This window comes from Enterocloster sp., from assembly GCF_057861365.1.
This window is the reverse complement of sequence record NZ_DBMACH010000004.1, coordinates 79,912-106,446: the sequence shown is the minus strand read 5'-3', so window position 1 is coordinate 106,446 and position 26,535 is coordinate 79,912. Positions and strand designations below refer to the sequence as shown.

23 protein-coding genes and 1 tRNA gene are annotated in these 26,535 nt (G+C 48.2%); 21 read left to right on the top strand and 3 right to left on the bottom strand.

Annotation, left to right across the window (positions count from 1 at the left end; translation table 11 throughout):
- The first annotated feature begins 131 nt into the window (after nucleotides 1-131).
- From ACZM6M_RS05850 to ACZM6M_RS05820, 7 genes are all read left to right on the top strand, one after another.
- Nucleotides 132-326: a hypothetical protein gene (locus ACZM6M_RS05850; RefSeq protein ID WP_066548724.1), complete on the top strand. Its 195-nt coding sequence runs from the start codon at nucleotides 132-134 to the stop codon at nucleotides 324-326.
- Nucleotides 327-424: 98 nt separating this feature from the next.
- Nucleotides 425-2,344 (top strand): DNA gyrase/topoisomerase IV subunit B, encoded by a 1,920-nt coding sequence (locus ACZM6M_RS05845; RefSeq protein ID WP_066548722.1) that lies wholly within the window; start codon nucleotides 425-427, stop codon nucleotides 2,342-2,344.
- Between the two features lie 14 nt (nucleotides 2,345-2,358).
- Nucleotides 2,359-4,593, top strand: a complete 2,235-nt coding sequence (locus ACZM6M_RS05840; RefSeq protein WP_317439481.1) for a DNA gyrase/topoisomerase IV subunit A — start codon at nucleotides 2,359-2,361, stop codon at nucleotides 4,591-4,593.
- A 154-nt stretch (nucleotides 4,594-4,747) separates the two neighbouring features.
- Complete coding sequence (gene asd, locus ACZM6M_RS05835) at nucleotides 4,748-5,833, top strand: aspartate-semialdehyde dehydrogenase (protein ID WP_296038214.1); 1,086 nt, start codon at nucleotides 4,748-4,750, stop codon at nucleotides 5,831-5,833.
- A 44-nt stretch (nucleotides 5,834-5,877) separates the two neighbouring features.
- A complete protein-coding gene (locus tag ACZM6M_RS05830; protein ID WP_489489908.1) occupies nucleotides 5,878-6,942 on the top strand; it encodes an aldose epimerase family protein in 1,065 nt (354 codons plus the stop codon).
- A gap of 259 nt (nucleotides 6,943-7,201) precedes the next feature.
- Nucleotides 7,202-9,271, top strand: coding sequence for a DNA topoisomerase (locus ACZM6M_RS05825; protein WP_489489907.1), 2,070 nt, complete (start codon nucleotides 7,202-7,204; stop codon nucleotides 9,269-9,271).
- A complete protein-coding gene (locus tag ACZM6M_RS05820; RefSeq protein WP_296038206.1) occupies nucleotides 9,268-10,059 on the top strand; it encodes an acyltransferase in 792 nt (263 codons plus the stop codon). The genes ACZM6M_RS05825 and ACZM6M_RS05820 overlap by 4 nt, the downstream gene beginning before the upstream one ends.
- Before the next feature lie 99 nt (nucleotides 10,060-10,158).
- Here the strand turns inward: ACZM6M_RS05820 and upp are convergent, their stop codons facing one another.
- The gene (gene upp / locus ACZM6M_RS05815; RefSeq protein ID WP_066548698.1) at nucleotides 10,159-10,788 is read right to left on the bottom strand and encodes a uracil phosphoribosyltransferase; all 630 of its coding nucleotides are present in this window, start codon (nucleotides 10,786-10,788) and stop codon (nucleotides 10,159-10,161) included.
- Nucleotides 10,789-10,886: 98 nt separating this feature from the next.
- Nucleotides 10,887-11,708: a polysaccharide deacetylase family protein gene (locus ACZM6M_RS05810; protein WP_489489905.1), complete on the bottom strand. Its 822-nt coding sequence runs from the start codon at nucleotides 11,706-11,708 to the stop codon at nucleotides 10,887-10,889.
- Nucleotides 11,709-11,884: 176 nt separating this feature from the next.
- On the opposite strand from ACZM6M_RS05810, the gene ACZM6M_RS05805 reads away from it, so the two are divergent.
- The 10 genes from ACZM6M_RS05805 to ACZM6M_RS05760 all read left to right on the top strand — a co-directional run bounded on the left by ACZM6M_RS05805 (nucleotide 11,885) and on the right by ACZM6M_RS05760 (nucleotide 20,609).
- The gene (locus ACZM6M_RS05805; protein ID WP_317439486.1) at nucleotides 11,885-12,082 is read left to right on the top strand and encodes a hypothetical protein; all 198 of its coding nucleotides are present in this window, start codon (nucleotides 11,885-11,887) and stop codon (nucleotides 12,080-12,082) included.
- A gap of 61 nt (nucleotides 12,083-12,143) precedes the next feature.
- A tRNA-Leu gene (locus ACZM6M_RS05800) sits at nucleotides 12,144-12,226 on the top strand.
- A gap of 170 nt (nucleotides 12,227-12,396) precedes the next feature.
- Complete coding sequence (locus ACZM6M_RS05795; protein ID WP_066548690.1) at nucleotides 12,397-12,741, top strand: anti-sigma factor family protein; 345 nt, start codon at nucleotides 12,397-12,399, stop codon at nucleotides 12,739-12,741.
- Between the two features lie 21 nt (nucleotides 12,742-12,762).
- The gene (polA, locus tag ACZM6M_RS05790; RefSeq protein WP_418763334.1) at nucleotides 12,763-15,510 is read left to right on the top strand and encodes a DNA polymerase I; all 2,748 of its coding nucleotides are present in this window, start codon (nucleotides 12,763-12,765) and stop codon (nucleotides 15,508-15,510) included.
- Between the two features lie 20 nt (nucleotides 15,511-15,530).
- Nucleotides 15,531-16,139, top strand: coding sequence for a dephospho-CoA kinase (gene coaE, locus ACZM6M_RS05785; RefSeq protein WP_418496793.1), 609 nt, complete (start codon nucleotides 15,531-15,533; stop codon nucleotides 16,137-16,139).
- Nucleotides 16,136-16,933, top strand: a complete 798-nt coding sequence (locus ACZM6M_RS05780; RefSeq protein ID WP_066548678.1) for an MBL fold metallo-hydrolase — start codon at nucleotides 16,136-16,138, stop codon at nucleotides 16,931-16,933. The genes coaE and ACZM6M_RS05780 overlap by 4 nt, the downstream gene beginning before the upstream one ends.
- 67 nt (nucleotides 16,934-17,000) lie before the next feature.
- On the top strand, nucleotides 17,001-17,273 hold the full coding sequence (locus ACZM6M_RS05775; RefSeq protein WP_066548675.1) for an ACT domain-containing protein: 273 nt from the start codon (nucleotides 17,001-17,003) through the stop codon (nucleotides 17,271-17,273).
- 32 nt (nucleotides 17,274-17,305) lie between these two features.
- Nucleotides 17,306-18,670 carry a PFL family protein gene (locus tag ACZM6M_RS05770; RefSeq protein ID WP_066548672.1) on the top strand — a complete coding sequence of 455 codons (1,365 nt, stop codon included), beginning with the start codon at nucleotides 17,306-17,308 and terminating at the stop codon, nucleotides 18,668-18,670.
- Nucleotides 18,671-18,681: 11 nt separating this feature from the next.
- Nucleotides 18,682-19,317 (top strand): histidine phosphatase family protein, encoded by a 636-nt coding sequence (locus ACZM6M_RS05765; protein ID WP_317439491.1) that lies wholly within the window; start codon nucleotides 18,682-18,684, stop codon nucleotides 19,315-19,317.
- Between the two features lie 29 nt (nucleotides 19,318-19,346).
- Nucleotides 19,347-20,609: a class I SAM-dependent methyltransferase gene (locus ACZM6M_RS05760; protein WP_337433283.1), complete on the top strand. Its 1,263-nt coding sequence runs from the start codon at nucleotides 19,347-19,349 to the stop codon at nucleotides 20,607-20,609.
- A 28-nt stretch (nucleotides 20,610-20,637) separates the two neighbouring features.
- On the opposite strand, the gene ACZM6M_RS05755 is transcribed toward ACZM6M_RS05760, so the two are convergent.
- Complete coding sequence (locus ACZM6M_RS05755) at nucleotides 20,638-21,924, bottom strand: tRNA(Met) cytidine acetate ligase (RefSeq protein ID WP_337433284.1); 1,287 nt, start codon at nucleotides 21,922-21,924, stop codon at nucleotides 20,638-20,640.
- Nucleotides 21,925-22,138: 214 nt separating this feature from the next.
- Between ACZM6M_RS05755 and ACZM6M_RS05750 the strand changes: the two genes are divergently transcribed.
- From ACZM6M_RS05750 to ACZM6M_RS05735, 4 genes are all read left to right on the top strand, one after another.
- Entirely contained in the window at nucleotides 22,139-23,626 is a 1,488-nt protein-coding gene (locus ACZM6M_RS05750; protein WP_337433285.1) for a S1C family serine protease, read from the top strand.
- Between the two features lie 90 nt (nucleotides 23,627-23,716).
- On the top strand, nucleotides 23,717-24,049 hold the full coding sequence (locus ACZM6M_RS05745; RefSeq protein ID WP_066548657.1) for a cyclic-di-AMP receptor: 333 nt from the start codon (nucleotides 23,717-23,719) through the stop codon (nucleotides 24,047-24,049).
- 189 nt (nucleotides 24,050-24,238) lie between these two features.
- The gene (gene pta / locus ACZM6M_RS05740) at nucleotides 24,239-25,234 is read left to right on the top strand and encodes a phosphate acetyltransferase (RefSeq protein WP_066548652.1); all 996 of its coding nucleotides are present in this window, start codon (nucleotides 24,239-24,241) and stop codon (nucleotides 25,232-25,234) included.
- Between the two features lie 18 nt (nucleotides 25,235-25,252).
- Nucleotides 25,253-26,449, top strand: a complete 1,197-nt coding sequence (locus ACZM6M_RS05735) for an acetate/propionate family kinase (protein ID WP_066548650.1) — start codon at nucleotides 25,253-25,255, stop codon at nucleotides 26,447-26,449.
- Nucleotides 26,450-26,535: the final 86 nt, after the last annotated feature.

The window sequence follows — 26,535 nt, the reverse complement described above, 5'->3', positions numbered from 1 at the left end:
GCGGATGTTCCATATTAGCAGACTTTTTCTAAAAATACAAGTTTTTATTTCCGGATTCAGCCAGAGGTATAATCAGGAATAGATCCGGCCATTCTTTTTATAAAAGAATAATTTTTCAGAAGGGAAATGTTATGTACAAAAAGGATATCTGTGAAAAAGAGAAACAGGAAAGAGACTGCCTTGTTATGGATCTTGATCTTGTGATCGGCGGCCGCCCGGACCGCGTCCGGGAGCTTTTAGCACACCTTGATTTTGATATGCATCCTCCGGGGCCGGAGCTGAAACGCCTTGCAGAAGAGCTGGAAAAGAAGCTTGAGGCCCAATGAACTTGAAAAAATCATTCAAATATGATTTAATACTATGAGACAAACCGGCGCGCTCCTTAATTTTTAAGGGGCGTGCTTCATGAATATGGAGGATAAGAATGGCAACAGAACAATATAATGCGGACAGTATTACCGTCTTAGAGGGCCTGGAGGCCGTCCGCAAGCGGCCGGGTATGTACATAGGTGGCGTTGGTACCAAGGGACTGAACCATCTGATCTATGAGATTGTAGATAATGCAGTGGACGAGCATCTGGCTGGCTTTTGCTCTAAGATCTGGGTGAAACTGGAAAAGGACGGTTCCTGCACTGTAAAGGACAATGGACGAGGGATTCCGGTGGAAATGCACCAGAAAGGCGTTTCGGCAGCCAGAATCGTTCTTTCCACCCTTCATGCGGGCGGCAAGTTTGACAATGAGGCATATAAAACCAGCGGCGGTCTTCACGGCGTAGGCTCCTCTGTGGTAAATGCCCTTTCGGAATATATGGATGTAAAGATCAGCCGGGGCGGTCTGGTCTATCATGATGCCTATGAGAAGGGCCGTCCGGTGGTTGAGCTGGAGCAGGGCCTTCTTCCGGTTGTGGGAAAGAGCAGGGAAAGCGGCACCCAGATCAATTTTCTTCCGGATGGAGAAATCTTTGAAAAGACACGCTTTAAGGCAGACTGGCTGAAAAGCCGTCTCCATGAGACAGCCTATCTGAACCCCAATCTGACGATTTTTTATGAGAATCACCGGAGTGGAGAAGAGGAAGCCATTACTTACCATGAGCCGGAGGGAATTATTTCTTATGTGAAAGAATTAAATTCAGGAAAAACTCCCGTTCATGAGCCCATTTATTTTAAAGGAGAGGTAGACCGGGTAGAGGTTGAGGCAGCTATCCAGTTTGTAGATACCTTCGAGGAGAATATCCTTGGCTTCTGTAATAATATTTTCACCCAGGAGGGCGGCACCCATCTGGCAGGCTTTAAAACCCGTTTTACTGCTATGATTAATTCTTATGCCAGAGAGCTTGGTATTTTAAAGGAAAAAGATCCTAACTTTACGGGAGCGGACACCCGAAACGGTATGACAGCTGTGATCGCAGTGAAGCATCCGGACCCTATCTTTGAGGGACAGACCAAGACAAAGCTGGCAAGCGCAGACGCTACCAAGGCAGTATTTACCGTAGCGGGAGATGAGCTGCAGCTGTACTTTGACCGGAATGTGGAGGTCTTAAAGGGAGTGATCGGCTGTGCGGAAAAGTCTGCAAAGATCCGCAGGGCTGAGGAAAAGGCAAAGACAAATATGCTGACCAAATCCCGTTTTTCTTTTGACAGCAACGGAAAGCTTGCAAACTGCGAGAGCCGGGACGCTTCCAAATGTGAAATTTTTATCGTAGAGGGAGATTCTGCCGGCGGCTCTGCAAAGACAGCCAGAAACCGGCAGTATCAGGCCATTCTGCCTATCCGCGGAAAGATTTTAAATGTAGAAAAGGCTTCTATGGATAAGGTGCTGGCAAATGCGGAGATCAAGACCATGATCAATTCCTTTGGCTGCGGCTTTTCAGAGGGTTATGGAAATGATTTTGATATCACGAAGCTGCGCTATGACAAGATTATCCTCATGACGGATGCGGATGTGGACGGAAGCCATATTGATACGCTGCTTCTTACCTTTTTATACCGGTTTATGCCGGAGCTGATCTATGACGGCCATGTGTATATTGCCATGCCGCCTCTGTTTAAGGTAATCCCCAAAAAGGGGGAGGAGCAGTATCTGTATGATGAAAAGGAGCTGGAACGTTACCGCAGGACCCACAAGGGTGATTTTACCCTGCAGCGCTATAAGGGTCTTGGTGAAATGGATGCGGAGCAGCTCTGGGAAACGACCCTGGATCCGGAACGCCGGGTATTAAAGCGGGTTGAGATCGAGGACGCAAGACTGGCTTCTGAGGTGACGGAGATGCTGATGGGCAGCGAGGTAGGCCCCCGCCGCCAGTTTATCTATGAGCACGCCGATGAGGCTGAGATCGACGCATAACAGGAGAGGACAAAATGGCAGAAAAGATATTACGGACAGAATACAGCGAGGAAATGCAGCGCAGCTACATGAATTATTCCATGAGCGTCATTACTGCAAGAGCGATTCCCGACGCCAGGGACGGCTTAAAGCCCGTTCAGCGCCGGGTGCTCTATGATATGAGCCAGCTGCGCCTGGATTACGACAAGCCCCACAGGAAATCCGCCCGTATCGTAGGCGATACCATGGGTAAATACCATCCCCACGGCGACAGTTCTATCTATGATACGCTGGTAGTTATGAGCCAGGAATTTAAAAAGGGAATGGCTCTGGTAGACGGCCATGGCAATTTCGGCTCTATTGAGGGTGATGGAGCGGCGGCTATGCGATACACGGAGGCAAGGCTGGAGAAATTTGCCCAGGAGGTCTATTTAAAGGATTTGGATAAGACCGTAAATTTCGTTCCCAATTATGATGAAACGGAGAAGGAGCCGGAGGTTCTTCCCGTCCGGGTGCCGAACCTTCTGGTAAACGGAGCTGAGGGAATTGCGGTGGGCATGAGCACCAGTATCCCCCCTCACAATCTGGGAGAGGTAATTGATGCGGTAACTGCCTATATTGACAATCCCGCAATCACTGCGGCAGAGCTGATGGAGCATATGCCGGGGCCGGATTTCCCCACCGGAGGCATTATCGCAAATAAGAGCGACCTTCCGGAAATCTATGAAAGCGGAACGGGAAAAATAAAGCTCAGAGGCCGTTTTGAGGTGGAGCTTGGAAAGCGCAAGGCAGATAAGGACAAGCTGGTGATCACGGAAATTCCCTATACCATGATCGGAGCAGGTATCAATAAGTTTCTGGTGGACGTAGCCGATCTGGTAGAGTCTAAAAAGCTTACGGATGTGGTGGATATTTCCAATCAGTCCAATAAGGACGGGATCCGTATCGTACTGGAGCTGAGAAAGGACGCGGATATTGACCGGATCAAGAACATTTTATATAAGAAGACAAAGCTTGAGGATACCTTTGGAGTCAATATGCTGGCTATTGCGGACGGACGTCCGGAAACGCTGAATTTAAAGGGGATTCTCCGCAATTTTTTGGAATTCCAGTATCAGAATACGGAGCGTAAATACAATGTGCTTCTGGAAAAGGAACTGGAAAAGAAGGAAATTCAGGAGGGCCTCATAAGCGCCTGTGACTGCATTGACCTGATTATCGCAATTTTAAGAGGTTCTAAAAGCTTAAAGGATGCGAAGGCCTGTCTGATATCTGGTGATGTGAGCAATATCCATTTCCGGATGCCGGGATTTGAGGAGGAGGCAAAGAAGCTCCACTTTACAGAGCGCCAGGCGTCTGCTATTTTGGAAATGCGGCTGTACAAGCTGATCGGTCTGGAAATTCTGGCTCTGGAAAAGGAACATAAGGAAACCTTAAAACGAATTGAAAGCTACAAAAAGATCCTGGGCAGCCGTGGGGTGATGAACCGGGTGATCAAGGACGATCTGGCAGCTATCCGGAAGGAATTTGCAGTCCCAAGACGGACGCGGATCGAGGATGGCCCAGAGGCAGTTTATGTGGAGAATGCAGTTCCGGTTCAGGAGGTTGTTTTTGTGATGGATCGTTTCGGCTATTGTAAGCTTTTGGATAAGTCTACTTACGAACGGAATCAGGAAACGGTGGATACGGAGCAGGTATATGTAAAGCGCTGCCTGAATACGGATAAGATCTGCCTGTTTACGGCCTCAGGAACACTGCATCAGATCAAGGCATTGGATATCCCCTCAGGAAAGCTGAGAGATAAGGGTGTGCCCATTGAAAACTTGAGCAAATATGATGGAAGAGAAGACCGGATCTGTCTTCTTACCTGCGCCCAGGAGCTGAAAGGAAGAAAGCTCGTGTTTGCCACAAAGCTTGCTATGGTAAAGCAGGTGCCGGGAGAAGAGTTTGAGACTAATAACCGCATGGTGGCAGCTACCAAGCTTCAGGAAGGGGACGAAGTCCTGTCTGTAGCGCTGGTAGAGGAGCAGACAGCTACCGTCGTGCTTCAGACCACGGGGGGATATTTCCTGAGGTTCCCGTTGGAGGACATTTCCGTACTTAAAAAGGCATCCAGAGGTGTCAGAGGCATAAAGCTTTCCAAAAATGAAGAGCTGGAGCAGCTTTATCTGTTGGGCGATGAGCCGTATGCCATTACCTATAAAGACAGGGAGATCAATTTGAGCGGAATGCGGATCACTAAGCGGGATGCGAAAGGCACAAAGAAGTAAAAAGTACGCCATAGAAATACAAATGTGCGCAAAACACGAATTTCTGGTTGCATTTTTCTTTACTTTGGTATAGGATAGGAAATAATCCTACAGGGGAGGCTTCCCATATCATCAGCGGAAGGATTATGAAAAAGAAAGACGAGGAGAGCGAGACATGGAAAGAAAATTAAGAGTGGGCATATTAGGCGCAACAGGTATGGTAGGGCAGAGGTTTATCGCCCTGCTGGAAAATCATCCATGGTATGAGGTAGTGACAGTGGCTGCCAGCCCCAGATCTGCCGGAAAGACTTACGAAGAGGCTGTAGGAGGCCGCTGGAAGATGACAACTCCTATGCCTGAGGCGGTAAAAAACCTGATCGTAATGAACGTAAACGAGGTAGAAAAGGTAGCTGCAGGCGTTGATTTCGTATTCAGTGCAGTGGATATGACAAAGGAAGAGATCCGTGCCATTGAGGAGGCTTATGCCAAAACGGAGACACCTGTGGTTTCCAACAACAGCGCTCACCGCTGGACGCCGGACGTTCCTATGGTAATCCCGGAGGTAAATCCGGAGCACTTTGATGTGATCGAATTTCAGAAAAAGCGTCTCGGCACCACCAGAGGCTTTATTGCCGTTAAGCCCAACTGTTCCATTCAGAGCTATGCTCCCGTACTGACTGCCTGGAAGGAATTTGAGCCTTATGAGGTAGTGGCTACTACATATCAGGCGATTTCCGGCGCCGGAAAGACTTTTAAGGACTGGCCGGAGATGGAAGGAAATATTATCCCCTATATCGGCGGAGAGGAAGAAAAGAGCGAGCAGGAGCCTCTGCGTATCTGGGGTCATATTGAAGACGGTGTGATCGTAAAGGCCCAGTCTCCTGTGATCACCTGCCAGTGCATCCGCGTGCCTGTATTAAACGGCCACACAGCGGCTGTGTTTGTAAAGTTTAAAAAGAAGGTTACAAAGGAAGAACTGATCGAAAAGCTGGAAAGCTTTAAGGGCCTTCCTCAGGAATTAAAGCTTCCAAGTGCCCCTGCTCAGTTTATCCGTTATATGGAAGAGGATAACCGTCCTCAGGTAAGCCTGGATGTGGACTTTGAAAACGGAATGGGAATTTCTGTGGGACGTTTGAGAGAGGATACGGTTTACGATTATAAATTTGTAGGACTTTCCCATAATACTGTCCGCGGCGCTGCCGGCGGAGCCGTTCTCTGCGCAGAGCTTCTGACTGCAAAGGGATATATTAAGGAAAAATAAGCAAAGGACGCGCTTTGCATAAACGGAAGGGGTAAATAGCAATTATGGCAATTACAAAACAGGCATTCGGTGTGATGCCGTCCGGAGAAACGGTTTATAAGTATACGCTGACGAATCATCACGGAGTCAGCGCAGACTTTATCACCCTTGGAGGAACCTGGGTGACCATGAATGTGCCGGATAAAAAGGGAAAAATAGCAGATGTGATCCTGGGATATGATAACCTGGAGGGGTATCTGTCCAACAATCCTCATTTTGGCGCAATTATCGGAAGAAACGCCAACCGTATCGGGGGGGCAGTGATTACCATTGACGGAAAGGACTATAAGCTGGAAGCGAACAACGGGCCAAATAATCTTCACAGTGCTCCGGATCTCTATCACAGACGCCTTTGGGACTGTGAGGCCGCAGAAACCGACGAGGGAAGCTGCCTTACTTTTTCTTTAAAGAGCCCGGACGGAGATCAGGGATATCCGGGAAACGCATCCATCCAGGTAAGCTATACGCTGACAGAGGATGACAGCATCCGGATCCATTACCATATGATCTGTGATGCAGATACCATTGCCAACTTTACAAACCACTGCTACTTTAATCTGGCGGGCCATGATGGCGGTTCTGTTATGGATCAAGAGGTATGGCTGGCTGCTTCTAAGTTTACTCCTGCAGATGAGGTATCCATTCCTACCGGAGAGATTCTTCCAGTAGAGGGAACCCCTATGGACTTTACGGAAATGAAGCCTCTGGGCCGTGATATTGATGAGCCATATGAAGCATTGATCCTGGGACATGGTTATGACCATAACTGGGTATTAGATCACGATCCGGGGATTTTATCTCTTGCAGCAAGAGCGAAGGATCCAAAGAGCGGACGTATGATGGAGACGTATACGGATCTTCCCGGTATCCAGCTTTATACAGCCAATTTCCTGAATGATCCGGTTCCCGGAAAAGGCGGTGTCCGCTATGAGGGACACCATGCATTCTGTTTTGAAACCCAGCATTTCCCGGATGCCTGTCATAAACCTGAGTTTCCGTCCCCGATCTTAAAGGCAGGAGAGGTGTACGATACAACGACGGTTTATAGGTTCTATACAGAAACGGAATAAAAAGGCAGATATTAAAATTCACATAGAAAAGGGCTTTTTGATGAGATAAAAACTCACAAAGGGCTCTTTTTATTTGTGTGGATTCCATCAAAGATAAAAAAATCGCGAGATTTTATCTCGCAAACTGCAAAACTACAAAGAATGGTTGAATTTAACATGAGATTTTTACTCAATTATTGCTATATTTTCTATTTAATGGTATACTAAATAAATATGCCTGCATGCAGGCATTTATATTAAAAGGAAAATGAGGGATCGCATGTCAAAATCATTGTACATCGCGGAAAAGCCCAGTGTAGCCCAGCAGTTTGCAGATGCATTAAAGATCCGGGGACGGCGGGGAGACGGATATATTGAATCCGAGGACGCCATTGTAACCTGGTGTGTGGGCCATCTGGTGACGATGAGCTATCCGGATGCCTATGACATGAAATTTAAACGCTGGAGCCTGCAGACCCTGCCGTTTCTGCCGAAGGAATTCAAATACGAGATTATTCCCGGCGTAGCCAGGCAGTTTGCAGTGGTAAAGGGGCTTTTAAACCGTCCGGATGTGGATACGATCTATGTCTGCACGGACTCCGGGCGGGAAGGAGAATATATCTACCGTCTGGTGGCTCAGATGGCAGGAGTAAAAGACAAGTGCCAGAAACGTGTGTGGATCGATTCCCAGACAGAGGAGGAGATCCTCAGGGGAATCCGGGAAGCAAAGGATGAGTCGGAATATGATAATCTTTCTGCTTCTGCCTATCTGCGCGCAAAGGAAGATTACCTGATGGGGATCAACTTCTCGCGGGTGCTTACCCTGCGGTACGGTCCTGCCATGTCAAACTATCTGGGAACCAAATTTACGGTTCTTTCCGTAGGTCGTGTGATGACCTGTGTGCTGGGAATGGTTGTCCGCAGGGAGAGGGAGATACGAAGCTTTGTAAAGACTCCCTTTTATCGTGTGATCGGAACCTTTGACGCAGTGGCAAAGGATGGCCGAGCCCTTCCGCTGGAGGCTGAATGGAAGGCGGTGGAAGGTTCCAGATATTTTGGAACGCCCTGCCTTTATAAGGACAACGGCTTTAAGGAGGAAGAACGGGCCAGAGAACTGATCGCATATCTAAAGGAAGAGGAACCGCTTACAGCTGCCGTTGTTTCAAAGGAAAAGAAAAAGGAAACAAAAAATCCGCCGCTTCTTTACAATCTGGCAGAGCTTCAGAATGACTGCTCAAAAATGTTTAAGATCAGCCCGGATGAAGCGCTGAAGGTCGTTCAGGAGCTGTATGAAAAAAAGATGGTTACCTATCCCCGTACGGATGCCAGGGTTTTATCCACGGCGGTAGCAAAAGAGATCCGAAAAAACATAAGCGGACTCTCCGGCTACAGCCCCATGCGTGCCTTTGTTCAGGAGATTTTGCAGGGAAGCAGCTGGCAGAACCTGGCAAAAACCAGGTATGTCAACGACAAACAGATCACAGACCACTATGCGATCGTTCCTACGGGCCAGGGACTGGGCAGCTTAAGACAGCTTACACCCTTGCAGGAAAAGGTCTATCAGGTGATCTGCCGCCGTTTTTTAAGTATTTTTTATCCGCCTGCCGTTTACCAGAAGTATACCCTGGAGCTGGAGCGGAAAAAGGAGCATTTTTTTGCGGGATTTAAGGTGCTTTCCGAGCCCGGATATTTGAAGGTGGCGGATGTGAATCTGGCAAAAAAACCAGGGGTTGAAGAGACCTTTGAGGACCAGAAAGAGGAGAATCCCGATAAAAATAATACAGAATCCCCAAAAGTTGACAGAACAGAACTGTTACAGGTGCTTGCAGATTTGAAAAAAAATGATATACTTACTGTAGCGGACCTGCGGGTGAAGGAAGGGGAAACCTCACCTCCCAAGCGATATACCTCAGGCTCTATGATCCTGGCGATGGAAAATGCGGGCCAGCTCATTGAGGATGAGGAGCTGCGGGCCCAGATCAAGGGAAGCGGTATCGGTACCAGCGCCACCCGCGCGGAGATTTTAAAAAAACTGGTGAGTATCCAGTATCTTTCTTTAAATGGAAAGACACAGGTGATCACGCCGTCCCTTTTAGGGGAAATGGTGTATGATGTGGTGGATCATTCCATCCGCCAGCTTTTAAATCCGGAGCTTACAGCCAGCTGGGAAAAGGGATTGACCTATGTAGCCGAGGGTTTCATTACCTCCGGCGAATATATGGAAAAGCTGGAACGCTTTGTAGCAGGAAGAACCGTCAATGTGATCCGCCTGAACAATCAGTACGATCTGAGAGGACTTTTTGACGCGGCTGCTGTATTTTATAAACAAAAAAGGAGAACTGATCAATGAAATTGGAAGAAATGAAGATGAAAGAGCTTTTTGACATGAGCCATACCATTGCAGAAAGGATCTTTGACAATCACGCATATCCATGGGAGGTACTGCCGGAGATCGGCGATTTCATCCGTTCTTTGGGATCCCTTCTTCCTGAAAATGAGTATCGGAAGATCGGTAAAGATATCTGGATCCATAAAACTGCAAAGGTTGCGCCTACGATTATGATGACAGGCCCTATGATCATATGTGCGGGAGCCAATGTGCGCCACAACGCATTTTTAAGAGGCAATGTAATCATCGGTGAAAAGGCTGTAGTAGGAAACTCCTGTGAGTTAAAGAATGCCCTGCTGTTTGACGAGGTTCAGGTACCTCACTTCAACTATGTAGGCGATTCCATCCTGGGCTACAAGGCACATATGGGCGCAGGCGCAGTGACCTCTAATGTAAAGTCTGACAAGAGCCTGGTAAAGGTTCACGCAGAGGACGGCGATGTGACGACTGGATTTAAGAAATTCGGCGCAATCTTAGGAGACTGTGTTGAAGTTGGCTGCAACAGCGTATTAAATCCGGGTACCGTAATCGGAAAAAACAGCGTTGTATATCCTCTTTCCAGTGTAAGAGGCTGTGTAGCGGCAAATTCCATTTACAAGAATCAGGAAAATGTGATCGTAAAGGAAAACAGAGATGCAGAAGCTGAAGCCGTTAAGGCAGAGGCAGAAGAGCCTGCTCCAAAGCCAAAGAGAACCAGAGCAAAGAAGAGCACAGCAGCTTCCAGCAGCACTGTAAAGGTAGTAAAGTAAATAGAAGATAAGATTTAACGCATGATGCGCATAAAAAGACCTCCTCTCAATCCGGGAAAACCTGTGAAAGAGAGGAGGTTTTTTATGATGGGAACGGGATTATTTTGTGCCGAAAATACGGTCGCCTGCATCGCCCAGACCCGGACAGATATAGGCATCTTCATTCAGGCAGCGGTCCAGATGGCCTACATAGATCTGGATATCTGGATGTGCCTTGTGAAGGCGCTCTAAGCCCTCGGGAGCAGCGATGATCGCCATAAATTTGATTTTTTTCCCGCCATGCTGTTTGATGAAATCAACAGCAGACACGGCGGAGCCTCCGGTTGCCAGCATGGGATCGGTGACAATGATGGTGCGCTCCTCAATGGGGCTTGGAAGCTTGCAGTAATACTCATGAGGCTCATGGGTTACCTCGTCGCGGTAAAGGCCGATATGGCCGATCTTTGCGCTGGGAACCAGGGCCAGAATGCCGTTTACCATGCCAAGGCCAGCGCGCAGGATGGGAACTACAGCCAGCTTGCGTCCGGCGATCATAGGCGTCATGCAGGTCTCTAAAGGTGTCTCTACCTCAACATCCTCTAAAGGAAGATCTCTTAAAGCCTCGTATCCCATAAGCATGGCAATCTCTTCGATCAGGGCGCGGAATTCATTCGTTCCGGTACTCTTGTTGCGCAGGATTGAAATTTTGTGCTGAATCAGCGGATGATTAAAAACCATTATCTGTTCCATAAAAGCAGTGCTCCTTTGTATATTTTTTAACGTACATTCATTATACTGGATAAAAGGCCGGGGTGCAATGGAAAACTCAAGGAATTATCGTTTAACGCTTATTTGGTGGCCGGATCAAATTCTACGATCACATAGTCTCCCAGAGCATGGGGGATGGGAAGAGAGAAGTAAATCCGGCCCTGTTTTTCATAGCTGAAGGATTCCGGCCAGGTTTCTTTCCCGGAAAGCGGGAAATCTGCATTTTCAAAAACAGCGGTCAATGCTTCCATAGACTGTGTGCTCCGGTATTCCAAGGCAGCGCTTGTTTCCTCGGCATTCAGCTTTGGAAAACGTACATCTTCACTTAGCACATAGCCTGCCATGGTATAGGCGTCTGTGAAGTCATTCAGTCCCATATCCTTCATCTGGTTCAGATTCAGTGTATTGGTGTAAAAAATGCGGCTGGGATGAGCGCCGCCTTCGATGCTCAGTTCTCCGGTATATACAGCGGTGAGACGCTTGGGATCGGCGGATATGATTTCGCAGGAAACAGAAAGGGTATCTGCACTTTCATTGATCTCATAAACATCCAGAATGGAAAGGGCATTTGCCTTTAAATGTTCATTGATCCGGCTCTGCTTTTCCTCATCCTCCATCTGCTCAATCGCCGGATATTCAATGGATACCTTTCCGGAGGTATAGGTCATCACCTTTGCAGAGATGGCGGTTACCGATTCTTCAGGTGCCTTTGATGGTTCTGTTTCAGGTGCTTTTGTTTCCTGCGGTTTGTTTTCTGCGGGAGCTTCCGTTGATGCTTCTGTATGAATGGTAGAAAGATCTACTTTTGGCGGCGTACGTCCCAGGATCAGTCCGATTATCACACCTCCGGCCACTACCACAGTGCCGATTGCTCCGATCATTATTTTCTTGCTTTTATCCATAGGGTCCTCCTTTTTCATTTGTAATAAAATAATTATACCTGAAACTCATGGACAGGGTTTGAAGAAAAACTTACAAATTCGTGAAGGAAAGGAAAAAACAGTCATATTTTTCATGGCTGATGCATATAGTATTAGAGCGTGTAAAGAAAGTGGGGGCAAGAAGGAGGAAAAAGGCCATGACATACCTTGAACTGATCGCCAGGGTCGGGACCAGTCCCATGGATGTGGTGAAAATGTATTTTAAAGGGATGATTACAGAAAAGGAGTTAAGCAACGTGATCGGACGAAACAGGGCCGGGATCGTGGAGGAATATAAAAATCAGGCGCAAACATCTGTTCTGGAAGCGGCATGCACAGGGGACAAGAAAAAATAAACAGAAAAGCACTTGCCAAAATCTGACGTTTATGGTAAAATAACAACCGTTGTGAAACAATGCCGGCGTGTCGGAATGGCAGACGATGCAGACTCAAAATCTGTTGCGGGTAACCGCGTGCGGGTTCAAGTCCCGCCGCCGGCAGGATGAAAAGTCTTAAAAGCTTGAAAATACAGCTTTTGAGGCTTTTTTGTTTTTCAGGAATGGATTTTTGGAAATGCAGCAGGGGACTTTGGTTGAAAACCATATTTTTTTATTGTATGATATAAAGCATGGATTTACATTCACAGCGGCCCAAAGGAGGTGCCATTTATATGACCTGTGAGGAAGCGGAGCGTCTTGTGATGCCCTATATCAATGGAAGTATTACCGATCAGGAGCTGGAAGGCTTTTTAAAGCATATCGATCACTGCCCGGAGTGCAGGGAGGAGCTGGAGATCTATTTTACCGTAGATGTGGGGATCAGGCAGTTAGATGAGGGAAGCGGAACGTACAATATAAAGGGCGCTCTGGAAACAGCCCTGGAGCTGTCCAGGCAGAGAATTCACTCACTGGATATTCTGCGCACGGCGGTTTATGCAGTGAACACATTATGCTTCTGGTCGGTGCTTCTGGTTCTGATCCTGCAGCTGCGCATCTGGGGATTCTTTGGCGTTTAGAATAGGAGGAATTGAAAAAATATGGACAAACTTGTACTGATCGACGGACACAGTATATTAAACCGTGCCTTTTACGGAGTACCGGATCTGACCAATGCAGAGGGGCTGCATACCAATGCGGTATACGGCTTTTTAAATATTATGCTGAAGATTTTAGAGGAGGAGAAGGCGGATCATCTGGCAGTGGCCTTTGACCTGCCGGAGCCTACCTTCCGCCACAAAATGTTTGATGCATACAAGGGGACCCGAAAGCCTATGCCCGAAGAGTTAAGAGAGCAGGTGCCTCTTATAAAAGAAGCACTGACCGCCATGGAAATCCCGATCCTGACTCTGGCCGGCTATGAGGCCGACGATATTCTGGGAACCGTGGCAAAGCGGTGCCAGGAGAAGGGCGCTGAGGTATCGGTTGTTTCGGGAGACCGGGATCTCTTACAGCTGGCAGACAGCCATATTAAGATCCGTATTCCCAAAACCAGCCGGGGAACGACAGAGATCCATGATTATTATCCGGAAGATGTAAAGCGGGAGTATCAGGTTTCCCCGGAAGAATTTATTGATGTAAAGGCCCTTATGGGCGATTCCTCTGATAATATACCGGGAGTTCCTTCTATTGGAGAAAAGACGGCGACCAGTTTGATCGTGTCTTACGGTTCCATTGAAAATGCCTATGCCCATCTGGAGGAGATCCGTCCGCCCAGAGCACAGAAGGCCCTGGGAGAACATTATGATTTAGCACAGATGAGCAAGGAGCTTGCCACTATCTGCACCCGCTGTCCGGTGGAATTTTCTTATGAGGATGCAAAGGTGGAGAATCTGTACACCCCTCAGGCGTTCCGGTTTATGAAGCGTATGGGCTTTAAGTCCATTTTAAGCCGTTTTTCTCCGGATGCGGCAGGGGAAAATCCTCTGGAAATCAAAGAACAGTTTCAGGTTATTACCGGAAGGAAGGAGGCAGAGGCGGTCTTAAAAAAGGCCCGGAATGCAGCTGTAACAGGAATGCAGCTGATTTTTGCCTTTGCAGTGCTTCCTGAGGAAGAAGGCAGTGCAGGAGAAGAACAGCTTTCCTTTTCTTTCGATGATGCAGGCGGCCTTAAGCCGGATGAAACAGAAGAAAGCGAGGTTTTTGCAGCGGCAGGTATGGGGCTTTGTCTGGGAGAGAAGGAGATTTACTGTATCCGTACCGGGAAAGAGATAAGCAGTAAGGATCTGATCCGGGAGGCAAAAAAAATCTGCGGCGGTTCTCATCCGGTGTGGGTTCTGGATTTAAAGGCTATGCTTCCTGTGCTGGAACTGGAAGATTCAGCACCTGTTTATGATGCGGGAGTGGCGGGCTATCTTTTAAATCCCTTAAAAGATACCTACGATTATGATACCCTTGCAAAGGATTACCTTTCAGAAGACCTGCCTTCCCGGACGGATCTTCTTGGAAAAGGCCAGATCGGTGATCTGCTGGTTCAGGAAGAGGAAAAGGCGGCGGACTGTGCCTGCTATATGGCCTATGCGGTATGGAAATCCGCAGGGATTTTGAAAAAACGCCTTTTGGATGAAGAAATGTATACACTGTACACAGAGATTGAAATGCCGCTGATTTACAGTCTGTATCATATGGAGAAGGAAGGCATACAGGTTCAGAGAGAAAAATTAAAGGAATACGGAGACAAGCTAAAGGTTGGGATTGCCCGTCTGGAAAAAGAAATATATGAGGATACGGGAAGAGAATTTAATATCAATTCCCCTAAGCAGCTGGGAGAGATTCTCTTTGGTGAAATGAAGCTTCCGGGTGGAAAAAAGACAAAGACGGGCTATTCTACGGCGGCAGATGTGCTGGAAAAGCTGGCGGCAGACCATCCGGTGGTGCAGAAAATCCTGGATTACCGCCAGCTTGCCAAGTTAAATTCCACCTACGCGGAGGGTCTGGCCGGATTTATCAGAGAGGACGGCCGCATCCACGGCAAATTTAACCAGACCATTACAGCTACAGGCCGCATCAGCAGTACAGAACCCAATCTTCAGAATATACCCGTCCGTATGGAACTCGGACGGGAGATACGCCGGGTATTTGTGCCAAAGGAAGGCTGTATTTTTATTGATGCGGATTATTCTCAGATCGAGCTTCGTATCCTGGCCCATATGTCCGGGGATGCAGGGCTGATCGAGGCTTACAGAGAATCCAGGGATATCCACGCAGCTACGGCTTCCCAGGTATTCCATGTGCCTCTGGATAAGGTGACGCCTCTTCAGCGGCGCAACGCCAAGGCGGTCAACTTCGGCATTGTTTACGGCATCAGTGCCTTTGGACTCAGCGAGGACTTAAGCATCTCCCGAAAGGAAGCAAAGGAGTATATTGAACGATATTTTGAATCCTATCCCGGAGTAAAGGCCTTTTTGGACGGTCTGGTAAAGCAGGGAAAGGAGCAGGGCTATGTGACTACCCTTTACGGACGGCGCAGGCCCATCCCTGAGTTTAAGTCATCCAATTTCATGCAGCGTCAGTTTGGAGAGCGTGTGGCTATGAATTCCCCCATCCAGGGTTCCGCGGCGGATATTATGAAGATTGCCATGATCGATGTGGATCGGGAGTTAAGGAAAAGAGGGCTGCGTTCCCGGATTGTCCTGCAGATCCACGATGAACTTTTGATCGAAGCTCCGTTAGAGGAAGAGGAAGAGGTGAAAAATCTTCTGACAGACCGCATGAAGCATGCGGCCAGCTTACAGGTCGCTCTGGAGGTGGAAGCCCAGACAGGAGCCTCCTGGTTTGATGCCAAATAGAACATTCAGGAGGACAGACGATGGCAGAAAAACAGACATTTATCCTTGGCCTGATCGGAGGTGTGGGGGCGGGAAAGAGCACGGTTCTTACCCTTTTGAAAGATCACTACGGTTTTTATGTGATTCAGACCGATCTTACGGCCAGGAGGCTTTTGGAGCCGGGGGAGGCAGCATTTGAAGAGATATCTGCTCTTTTTGGCCGGGACATTTTAAGACCCGACGGCAGGATTGACCGGGCCCGACTGGCAGAGCAGATCTTTAAGGATCCACAAAAACGAAAACAGGTAAATGCGATCACACATCCGCTGACCTGGAACGCGGTCCTTACGGAGGCATATTCCTGCGGCAGTGAGAGGGTTGTCATAGAAACAGCCCTTCCTTCAAAAGAATTTCGTGACAAGTGCGATGAAATGTGGTATCTTTATACATCAGAAGAAAACCGTATATCCCGCCTGATGGAAAGCCGGGGCTATTCTTTGGAAAAGTCGATGGCAATTATGGAAAGCCAGGCTTCGGATGAAGAGTTTCGTTCTCTAGCAGATGCGGTGATCGATAACAACCACAGTCAGGAATGTACAGCCGCGCAGGTAAGGGAGCTGCTGCACGGACGGGAAGGAATAGATACATGAGAATGGTAAGCATAGCAAGCGGAAGCAGCGGAAACTGTATTTATATCGGCTCCGATCAGACTCATATCCTGGTAGATGCCGGAATCAGCAATAAACGCATCATGGCAGGGTTAAATGAGCTTGGGCTGGCAGGAGGCGATATGGCAGGGATTCTGATCACCCATGAACATTCGGATCATATCCGGGGGCTTGGGGTGATTTCCAGAAAGTATCATCTGCCCATTTACGGTACGCGAAAGACTCTGGCGGGAATCGCCTCCTGCAGCAGCCTGGGAAATTTTGACAGACAGCTTTTAAAGCCCGTTGATCCTGATGTGGATTTTATGGTGGGAGATCTTAAGATACATCCCTTTAAAATTGATCATGATGCAGCAGATCCGGTTGCATACCGGGTAGAGCATCAGAAAAAATGCGTAGCCGTGGCCACGGACATGGGCCATTTTGATGAATACATTGTAGAGAACCTTAAGGGCCTTGACGCAGTGCTTTTAGAATCTAATCATGATGTCCGGATGCTGGAGACAGGCCCCTATCCTTATCCTTTAAAACGCAGGATTCTGGGAGATCACGGCCATCTGTCCAACGAAAACGCAGGACGTCTTTTAAACCGGATCCTCCATGACCATTTAAAAAAGATCTTTTTAGGCCATCTGAGCAAGGAAAACAATTATCCGGAGCTGGCTTATGAAACGGTTCGCCTGGAAATTGATGAGGGCGACTGCCCCTACGGAGCATCTGATTTTTCTATCTCCGTAGCATCTAGAGACAGGATGAGCGATATTGTTTATTTATAATTATTCTTGCTATTATTAGCAAGCTTAATATATAATATAGCCATTACAATGAAAGAGGAGAATGAGCATGAGCAAAGCAATCATTACAGTAGTTGGAAAAGACACAGTAGGAATTATTGCAAAGGTATGTACCTATCTGGCAGAGCACCGCATCAATATTCTGGACATTTCCCAGACCATTGTACAGGGATATTTCAACATGATGATGATCGTGGACATCAGTGCTCTGGACAGTTCCTTCGGACAGGCGGCAGAGGAGCTTGAAAAGCTGGGAGAGGGAATCGGCGTTTCTGTTAAGATCCAGAGAGAAGAAATCTTCACAAAGATGCACAGAATCTGATAAGCGCAAAAAAGGGAAGGAACAGACGGGCTATGATAAATATTTATGAAGTAAATGAAACAAACAACATGATTGAGCATGAAAAACTGGATGTCCGCACGATTACCATGGGTATCAGTCTTTTAGACTGTGCGGACAGTGATCTGGATGCTCTGAATGAAAAAATTTACACAAAAATCACCACTCTGGCAAAGAATCTGGTTTCCACCGGAAAGGATATTGAACGCGATTTCGGGATTCCCATCGTGAATAAGCGTATTTCCGTTACCCCTATTGCGCTGGTGGGCGGTGCAGCCTGCAAAAGGCCGGAGGATTTTGTGACTATTGCAAAGACTCTTGACCGGGCGGCAAAGGAAGTGGGAGTAAACTTTATCGGCGGCTATTCTGCACTGGTAAGCAAGGGCATGACCACAGCAGATAAGAATCTGATCCTTTCTATCCCCCAGGCCCTGGCTCAGACCGAACGGATCTGCAGCTCTGTCAACGTGGGTTCTACAAAGACAGGCCTGAATATGGACGCGGTAGAGCTTATGGGACGGATTGTGACGGAAACGGCTGAGGCAACAAAGGAGAATGACTCCTTAGGCTGTGCCAAGCTGGTGGTATTCTGCAATGCTCCCGACGATAATCCCTTTATGGCAGGTGCATTCCACGGCGTTACAGAGGCTGACGCCATTATCAATGTAGGTGTCAGCGGCCCGGGCGTTGTGAAGGTGGCTCTGGAAAGGGTGAGAGGTGCTAATTTTGAGGTGCTCTGTGAAACCATCAAAAAGACGGCCTTTAAGATCACCCGCGTAGGCCAGCTGGTAGCCCAGGAAGCTTCCAGACGTCTGGGTATTCCCTTTGGCATCATTGACCTTTCTCTGGCCCCTACTCCTGCGGTAGGCGACAGCGTGGCAGAAATTCTGGAGGAGATCGGCTTAGAACGGGTAGGCGCTCCTGGCACCACAGCGGCTCTTGCCATGTTAAACGATCAGGTAAAGAAGGGCGGCGTTATGGCGTCCTCTTATGTAGGCGGTTTAAGCGGTGCATTTATCCCGGTTAGTGAGGATCAGGGCATGATCGATGCTGTAAGCCTTGGCGCCCTTACCATTGAGAAGCTGGAGGCCATGACCTGCGTCTGCTCAGTAGGCCTCGATATGATCGCCATTCCCGGTGACACACCAGCTTCTACCATTGCCGGCATCATTGCGGATGAGGCTGCCATTGGTATGGTAAACCAGAAAACAACCGCAGTACGCCTGATCCCTGTGATCGGAAAAAAGGTAGGAGATACGGCGGAATTTGGCGGACTTTTAGGATATGCTCCGATTATTCCCGTTAATACATTTTCCTGCGAGAAGTTTGTGACAAGAGGCGGACGGATTCCTGCTCCTATCCACAGCTTTAAGAATTAAGAGGCCGGTTTATGGAGCTGTATCTTATACGTCATGGCCGCCAGAGCAGCAGGCTCTGTAATGTAAATGTGGATCTTTCTCCGGAGGGCCGCCGTCAGGCTGCCCTTCTTGGCCATAGGCTTGCAGACTGGGGAATTGAGGTTCTTTATTCCAGCAGCCTGATCCGGGCGGTACAGACGGCTGAGGAGATAAACCGTTTTTTACTCCTGCCTCATCAGGTCTGTCCGGAGCTTGGAGAGATTTCTTTTGGGGAAATGGAGGGGCTTCCAGATGAAGAGATCGCAGTCCGCTTCCGGGAATTTAAAGAGCGTCAGGCTGCCATGACAGAGGATCTGCCCTATCCGGGCGGAGAATGTGCGGCAGATGTGATCCGCAGGGCAGGCCCGGTTTTGGAACGGCTTGCAGAGAGTGGTCATGAGAGGATTGCCGTGGTGACTCACGGCGGAGTGATCCGAACCATGGCAGCCTGGTATCTGGGGATGCCTCTGGAAAAATGGAGGCTTCTTGGAAAGGATCTGGAAAATACAAGTATCACACAGTTAAAATGGGACAGAGGCCACAGGCGTTTTACACTGGAACGCTTTAATGACTATGCCCATCTGGAGGCCTGTCCGGAGCTTTTGAGAAAAAACTGGAAGGAAGGCTGAAACAGACTGAAATAAAAAGGAGTGTTCCCATGGATCAGAATGAACGCAAAAAGCTGGAAGAAGGGCTGGAGCTGTTTTTAGATGAGGGGCTGGAGCGGCTGCTTTTAAGCCATCCCACAGAGCCTTCCGGGTGCAGCCGCAGCCGGATCCGTCCCCTGCTTTTAAAGGGGGAGCTGGTATTTCAGGCAGAGGAACAGATAGGAAAACAGGCCTTTCACCGAAACCTGACGAAAGAAGAGGCGGTCGCCTATGTCTGCCAGATGCTTAATAAGAATTTCAGACAGGCAGAGATGAGCGGTATTCATGGAACCGGAGTGGTTTTGGTAAGCAAAAAGGGAAAAATAACCGTAAAAATCCGAAGGAAGGAACGGACAGAGGCTGCCGGTTCCGAAAAAATCCGTCCGCGCTTTGACGGACAGGAAAACGGGCTGCGCCTTTTGGAGCACAACCGCAAAAAGCGTTATATTCTGGAAGAGGGAATCCCGGTTCCTTTTTTAGTGGATCTGGGGGTTATGACGGCAGAAGGAAAGGTTGTCCGCAGCCGTTATGATAAATACCGCCAGATCAACCGGTTCCTGGAATTTATCGAAGATATTCTCCCGAATCTGGATCCTGCGAGAGAGTCTGTGATCCTGGATTTTGGCTGCGGAAAGTCCTATCTGACCTTTGCTATGTATTATTATCTGAAGGAGCTAAGGGGGTATCCGATCCGGATCATCGGCCTTGACTTAAAGGAAGATGTGATCTGCCGCTGTGATACTCTGGCAAAATCCTATGGTTATGACCGCTTAAGCTTCTTCTGCGGGGATATTGCTTCCTACGAAGGCGTAGATCGGGTGGATATGGTTGTAACCCTTCATGCCTGTGATCTGGCTACGGACTACGCCATGGAAAAGGCTGTGGGATGGGGAGCAAAGGTGATTTTGTCTGTTCCCTGCTGCCAGCATGAGTTAAACCGCCAGATTGAAAATCCGTTAATGAAGCCGGTATTTGGCTATGGCCTGATCAAAGAGCGTATGGCTGCCCTGTATACGGATGCCATCCGGGCTCAGGTACTGGAGTACCGGGGCTATCGTACCCAGATTTTGGAATTTATCGACATGGAACACACTCCCAAAAACATCCTCATTCGGGCAGTCCGCCAGGGAAATGACGCTGCTTTCAAAAAGGCACGGGAGAAGACCGGCACAGAACTTAGAAAGCTTCTGGAATTTCTCCAGGCAGATCCGGCGATCGTACGGCTTCTTGCGCCGGAACTTGGAACAGGAGAACGTGCAGGAACAGATGAATGATGCCGGAAAGAAGGGCAGGACTGACCGGCTATATAATGCAGATGGGCTGATTAAATTCGTTTCGCCCGGTCTGTCCATACTTTGCTGCTTCCATACTCTGGCGTACATGGGAGGCAAACAGATCCTGCTTAAAAAGCGTCATGGCTTCCTCAGTAAGGATTTGTGAGGCATTTGCAGTTTTTGTAATAAGCGGGATCTCAGACTGTTTCTTTAAAAGAGACAAAAGAGATCCTGCCTCTTTTTTAAAGCCCAGGATCCTGGCATAGGGGGAATAGCCCAGTTCCTTGGCCTTTAATACCTGCGCATCTGTGATTTCCAGAAGAATATGGGTCAGAGAGCGGCTGATCCGCGTATAGGTATACTGCTTTGTTTTTAACTGGCGGATCCTTCCTTCCCAGCCCTCATACTGCAGCAGCTGTCCGGTGAGCCGGTCAGCCAGTTCCTTAGATACATCTGAAAACGCAGTCAGATCCTCCCCCTTATGGAACAGGGAAAGAAGGCGGTAGTTTAGAAGCCCTGCGCAGTCTTCAGGCCCAAGAATCCTTCCCTGGGAATAAAGCGGGAGAATGTGGGGAGGAATGTGGGACGATAAAGAAATGGGAGGCTCCCAGGAAACACAATCTTCGTGAGACCGGGCTTTTTTTTCCGGCTGAGATGCAAGAAGGCTTTTTCGGATCGCAGATGCGGATGCCTGTCCCGATTCCAGCGTTTTATCGTGATATCCCTGTCCCTTTCTCTGGATGGTTACAGGACGGATGGTGCTGCGGCAACGGAAAATGGCTTTGCAGTATTCAATTCCCAGAAGATTGTTTGGAGATCCCAGAAGGCGGCTTAATGAATCCTCCTTGAAACAGGAACATATGTCCATGGAAAGAAGGGCTCTGTTTCTTGCCTGGGGCCAGCTTAAACCCAGCTTTAATCCTTCCCGCAGACGGGCTGAAAAATCAGGGCTTTCATCGGATAAAATCTTTGCAGCGGCCTGGATTCCTTCCAGATTTCCATCCTCACTTCCGAAGCAGAGATGGGTTACGGCTCCCAGCCGGCTTAAAAGATTTACCCCGCAGGCGGCAAAGTCTTCGGCGCTGCTGACCGCAAAGACGGAGGGCAGCTCAATCACAAGATCTGCCCCTCCCATCAGAGCCATTTTTGTTCGGAGGTATTTATCAAAAACAGCCGGTTCTCCCCGCTGGACAAAATCCCCGCTCATAACGACAATGCAGTAATCGGCATTTGTCTTTTTTTTTGCTTCTTCTATATGAAAACAGTGTCCTCCGTGAAAAGGGTTATATTCTGCAATAATTCCGGTTATATTCATAAGCTGCTCCTTTAGCGGCAGAACTGCCGTATTCTCACTATTATATTACCTGTTTTTGCAAAATTATCAACCGGAAACTTAAAACGGCCTGCAGTTTAACAGGCAGGAACATAAACACAAGGACACAAAATTTCCACAATTTCGTCACAAATCAAACAATTCTCTTTCGTATGATTGAACCATCAAAAGGAAGTGTACGAAAGGAGCATTCGTTATGTACGAAGAAAAAGATAGAGAGCAGATGAATCAGGATGAAAGAGAGGAAAGAAAGGTAAACTGGACTACGCCCCAAAAGCTGGAGGAGGGACGCAGCACAGATGAGTCCCGGAGCAGAGAAACAGAACCGCTGCAGAACCATCCTTCCGGTGAAAATGCATCCTGGAGGGAAAATACCCCATACAATAACCAGTTCCGACAGGACAGGGATTTTTCCGGGGACAGCCGGAAATATGAAAAAAAGAAAAAAACATCTTCTGGAAAGCGCATGATACGTAGGGCAGCAGGGATTACTGCGGCAGCTGTCCTGTTTGGCACGGTATCCGGCGGTGTGATGACAGGCGTTAACTATGCAGGTTCCAGACTGATGAATATGACAGGGATCATGGCTGATGTACAGGAACAGCCGCAGGCTGCAACAGAGGCTCAGGAAACGGCGCCAAATACTATGCCGGGCAGCGGAAACACAACCACAGTTTCCACTGTAACGGATGTTTCCGCGATTGTGGAGAAGGCCATGCCGTCTATTGTAGCGATTACAGATACCATGACCATCCAGCAGAGGGATTTCTTTGGAAGGACACAGGCGTACCAGACACAGAGCAGCGGTTCCGGCATTATTGTAGGAAAGAATGACACAGAGCTTCTTATTGCCACCAATAACCATGTAGTAGCCGGTTCTACCGATCTTACAGTTACATTTTCAGACAACAAAGACGTTTCTGCCGCTATTAAGGGTACAGATTCAGCCACGGATCTGGCGATCATCGCTGTAAAACTTTCAGATATTCCTTCCGATACCATGAGCAAAATCCAGATTGCTACTATGGGAGATTCGGATAATGCAAAAGTAGGACAGCAGGTAATTGCTATCGGAAATGCTCTGGGGTATGGCCAGTCTGTTACCGTAGGCTATGTCAGTGCCTTAGACCGCCAGATCACGGATGAAAACGGCATTGTCCATACCTATATCCAGACCGATGCGGCCATTAATCCCGGAAACAGCGGCGGCGCCCTCATTGACCTTCAGGGAAATGTGATCGGTATCAATGCAGCCAAAACTGCTTCCACAGAGGTAGAAGGTATGGGCTTTGCAATCCCTATTACCAGCGCCCGGGAAATTTTAGACGGTCTGATGACCAAGAAAACAAGAGAAGCGGTAGATGAAGCATCTCAGGGCTACCTTGGCATTCAGGGAACCAATATTGATGCAGGAACCTCACAGGCTTATGGCATGCCGGTAGGCGTATATGTATACAAGATTGTTCCTGGAGGTGCAGCAGCATCTTCGGATCTGAAGGAAAAGGATATCATTACCAAATTTGACGGCCAGTCCATTACCACGATGGAGGAGCTGAAGGATATGCTGGCCTATTATGAGGGAGGGGATGAAATTACTCTTACGGTACAGTCTCTGGTAAACGGTGCATACGTAGAGCATGAAGTGTCCATTACACTGGGAACAAAGCCGGCAGCCAACTCATAAAAATAATCCGTAAAAATAAAAATTTTTACACTATTTTTCAGAATTGTGTGATATAATAGCTTCAATAAACCGAAAAAGGAGGTTTGGCTTATGAAGTTAATATATGCAATCGTACGCAATGACAATGAGGATGATGTGGTAAGCCAGCTTACACAACACCGCTACAGCGTAACCCGCCTGTCTACCACCGGAGGTTTCCTGAAAAAAGGAAATACCACACTGATGATCGGTGCAGAAGACGATAAGGTAGAAGAGGTTATTTCCATCATTAAGCAGGAGTGCGGACAGCATCAGAAGCTGACTGTAAATATGCCCTATATCTCCGGTACGACAATGGTAAATTATGCAACGATGCCCATGACGGTAGATGTGGGCGGCGCAACCATCTTTGTGATAAATGTAGACCGTTACGAAAAAATCTGACCGCCCCCGCGGCGTATCGGCAGTGAAAGCCCCCGGAAGAGAAAAACTCATTTTCGGGGACTTTTTGTGTTCTGCGGTACAGGTATTCAAAAAAATGCAAAAATTTATGAAAATCGACTTGTTTCCGGTTACGGGTGCGTATATAATAAGACTATATGCTTTAACATAAGGAAAGGGGTAAATAAGATTATGGCAGTAATCGATATTATCAAAGAAAAAGCAAGAGCAGATAAAAAAACCATCGTTCTTCCGGAGTCCATGGATCGCAGAACATGGGTAGCTGCTGAAAAGATTTTAAAGGAAGGACTGGCTAACCTGATCATCATCGGTACGCCTGAGGATATCGGCGAGCACAGCGAGGGCCTGGATGTTTCCGGCGCTACCATCGTAAACCCTCAGACCTATGAGAAGACTCAGGAATATATTGATTTATTCGTAGAGCTGAGAAAGGCAAAGGGGATGACTCCTGAGAAGGCAAGGGAGACTATCTTAAGCGATTACGCTTACTATGGCTGCCTGATGATCAAGAACGGAGATGCCGACGGAATGGTTTCCGGCGCCTGCCATTCTACAGCCAATACTTTAAGACCCTGCCTTCAGGTTATTAAAACAGCTCCCGGCACCAAGCTGGTTTCCGCTTTCTTCTTAATGGAAGTGCCGAACTGTGATCTGGGCGACAACGGAACCTTCGTATTCGCTGACTGCGGTTTGAACCAGAATCCGAATCCGGAAGAGCTGGCAGCGATCGCTGTTTCCTCTGCAGAGAGCTTTAAGATGCTTACGGGCCATGAGCCAAAGGTTGCCATGCTGTCCCATTCTTCCAAGGGAAGCGCAAAGCATGCTGACGTTGACAAGGTAGTAGAAGCTACACGGATCGCAAAGGAGATGGCTCCTGAGCTTGCTTTAGACGGCGAGCTTCAGCTGGATGCTGCGATCGTTCCTGAGATCGGCGCTTCCAAGGCTCCTGACAGCAAGGTAGCAGGCCATGCAAACGTTCTGGTATTCCCGGATCTGGATGCAGGCAACATCGGCTACAAGCTGGTTCAGAGACTTGGCAAGGCAGAGGCTTACGGCCCAATGTGCCAGGGCATTGCCAGACCTGTAAACGATCTGTCCAGGGGCTGCTCTGCTGACGACATCGTGGGTGTTGTGGCAATTACAGCCGTACAGTGCCAGAATATGTAAAAGGAGAAAATATCTATCATGAAGATTTTAGTTATCAACTGCGGAAGTTCCTCTTTAAAGTACCAGCTGATCGATATGGAAAATGAAAATGTAATCGCAAAGGGCCTTTGCGAGCGTATCGGTATTGACGGATCCAAGCTGACCCACCAGCCAGAGGGCAAGGACAAGTTCGTGCTTGAGCAGCCGATGCCAAATCATACCGTAGCGATCAGCCTTGTTATGGAAGCTCTGCAGGATGCAGACCATGGCGTGATCACAAACACAGATGAGATTTCTGCGATCGGCCACCGAGTACTTCACGGCGGTATGGTATACAGCGATTCCGTTGTTGTGAATGATGACGTAAAGCGTGTGATCCGCGAGTGCTTCGACCTTGGACCTCTGCACAACCCTGCAAACCTGATGGGTATCGAGGCCTGCGAGGAGGCTATGCCCGGAAAGCCAAACGTAGCTGTATGGGATACTGCCTTTGGTATGGCTATGCCTGAGAAAGCTTATATGTATGCGATTCCTCATGAGTATTTTGAGAAATACAGCATCCGCCGCTACGGCTTCCACGGAACCAGCCACATGTTCGTATCCGGCGAGGCGATCAAGTTCGGCGGTCTGGATCCGGAGAATGCAAAGGTGATCGTATGCCATTTAGGAAACGGCGCCAGTGTATCTGCTTCCATCGGCGGCAAGTGCGTGGACACCAGCATGGGACTTACTCCTCTTGAGGGCCTGATCATGGGTACCAGAAGCGGTGACGTAGACCCTGCTGTCGTACAGTTTATTGCAAATAAAGAGAACATGGATGTAAACGAGGTTCTCAATGTATTAAATAAGAAGTCCGGCGTTCTGGGCATGACAAACGGTATCTCCAGCGACTTCCGTGATATTGAGAATGCTGCAAAAGAGGGCAACCATTTAGCAGAGGTAGCTCTGGATGCATTCGTATATCGTGTGGCTAAGTATGTAGGCGCTTACACTGCAGCCATGAACGGTGTGGATGCCATTGCCTTTACAGCCGGCGTAGGTGAGAATGACAAGGCAACCAGAAAGAAAGTCTGCGAGTACCTGGGCTATCTGGGCGTAAAGATCGACGATGCTGCTAATGATGTAAGAGGAAAGCGCACCGTTATTTCTGCTCCTGATTCTAAGGTTAAGGTAATGCTGATCCCAACCAATGAGGAGCTGGCAATCGCAAGAGAGACCCTTCGCCTTGTAAAGTAAAGCTGCTTGACAGCGGTTTTTGCCTGTAAAAAAGAGTTCGGTAAAAATATGGCAAAATTTTGTTGACAAACCCCATGCACCTATGT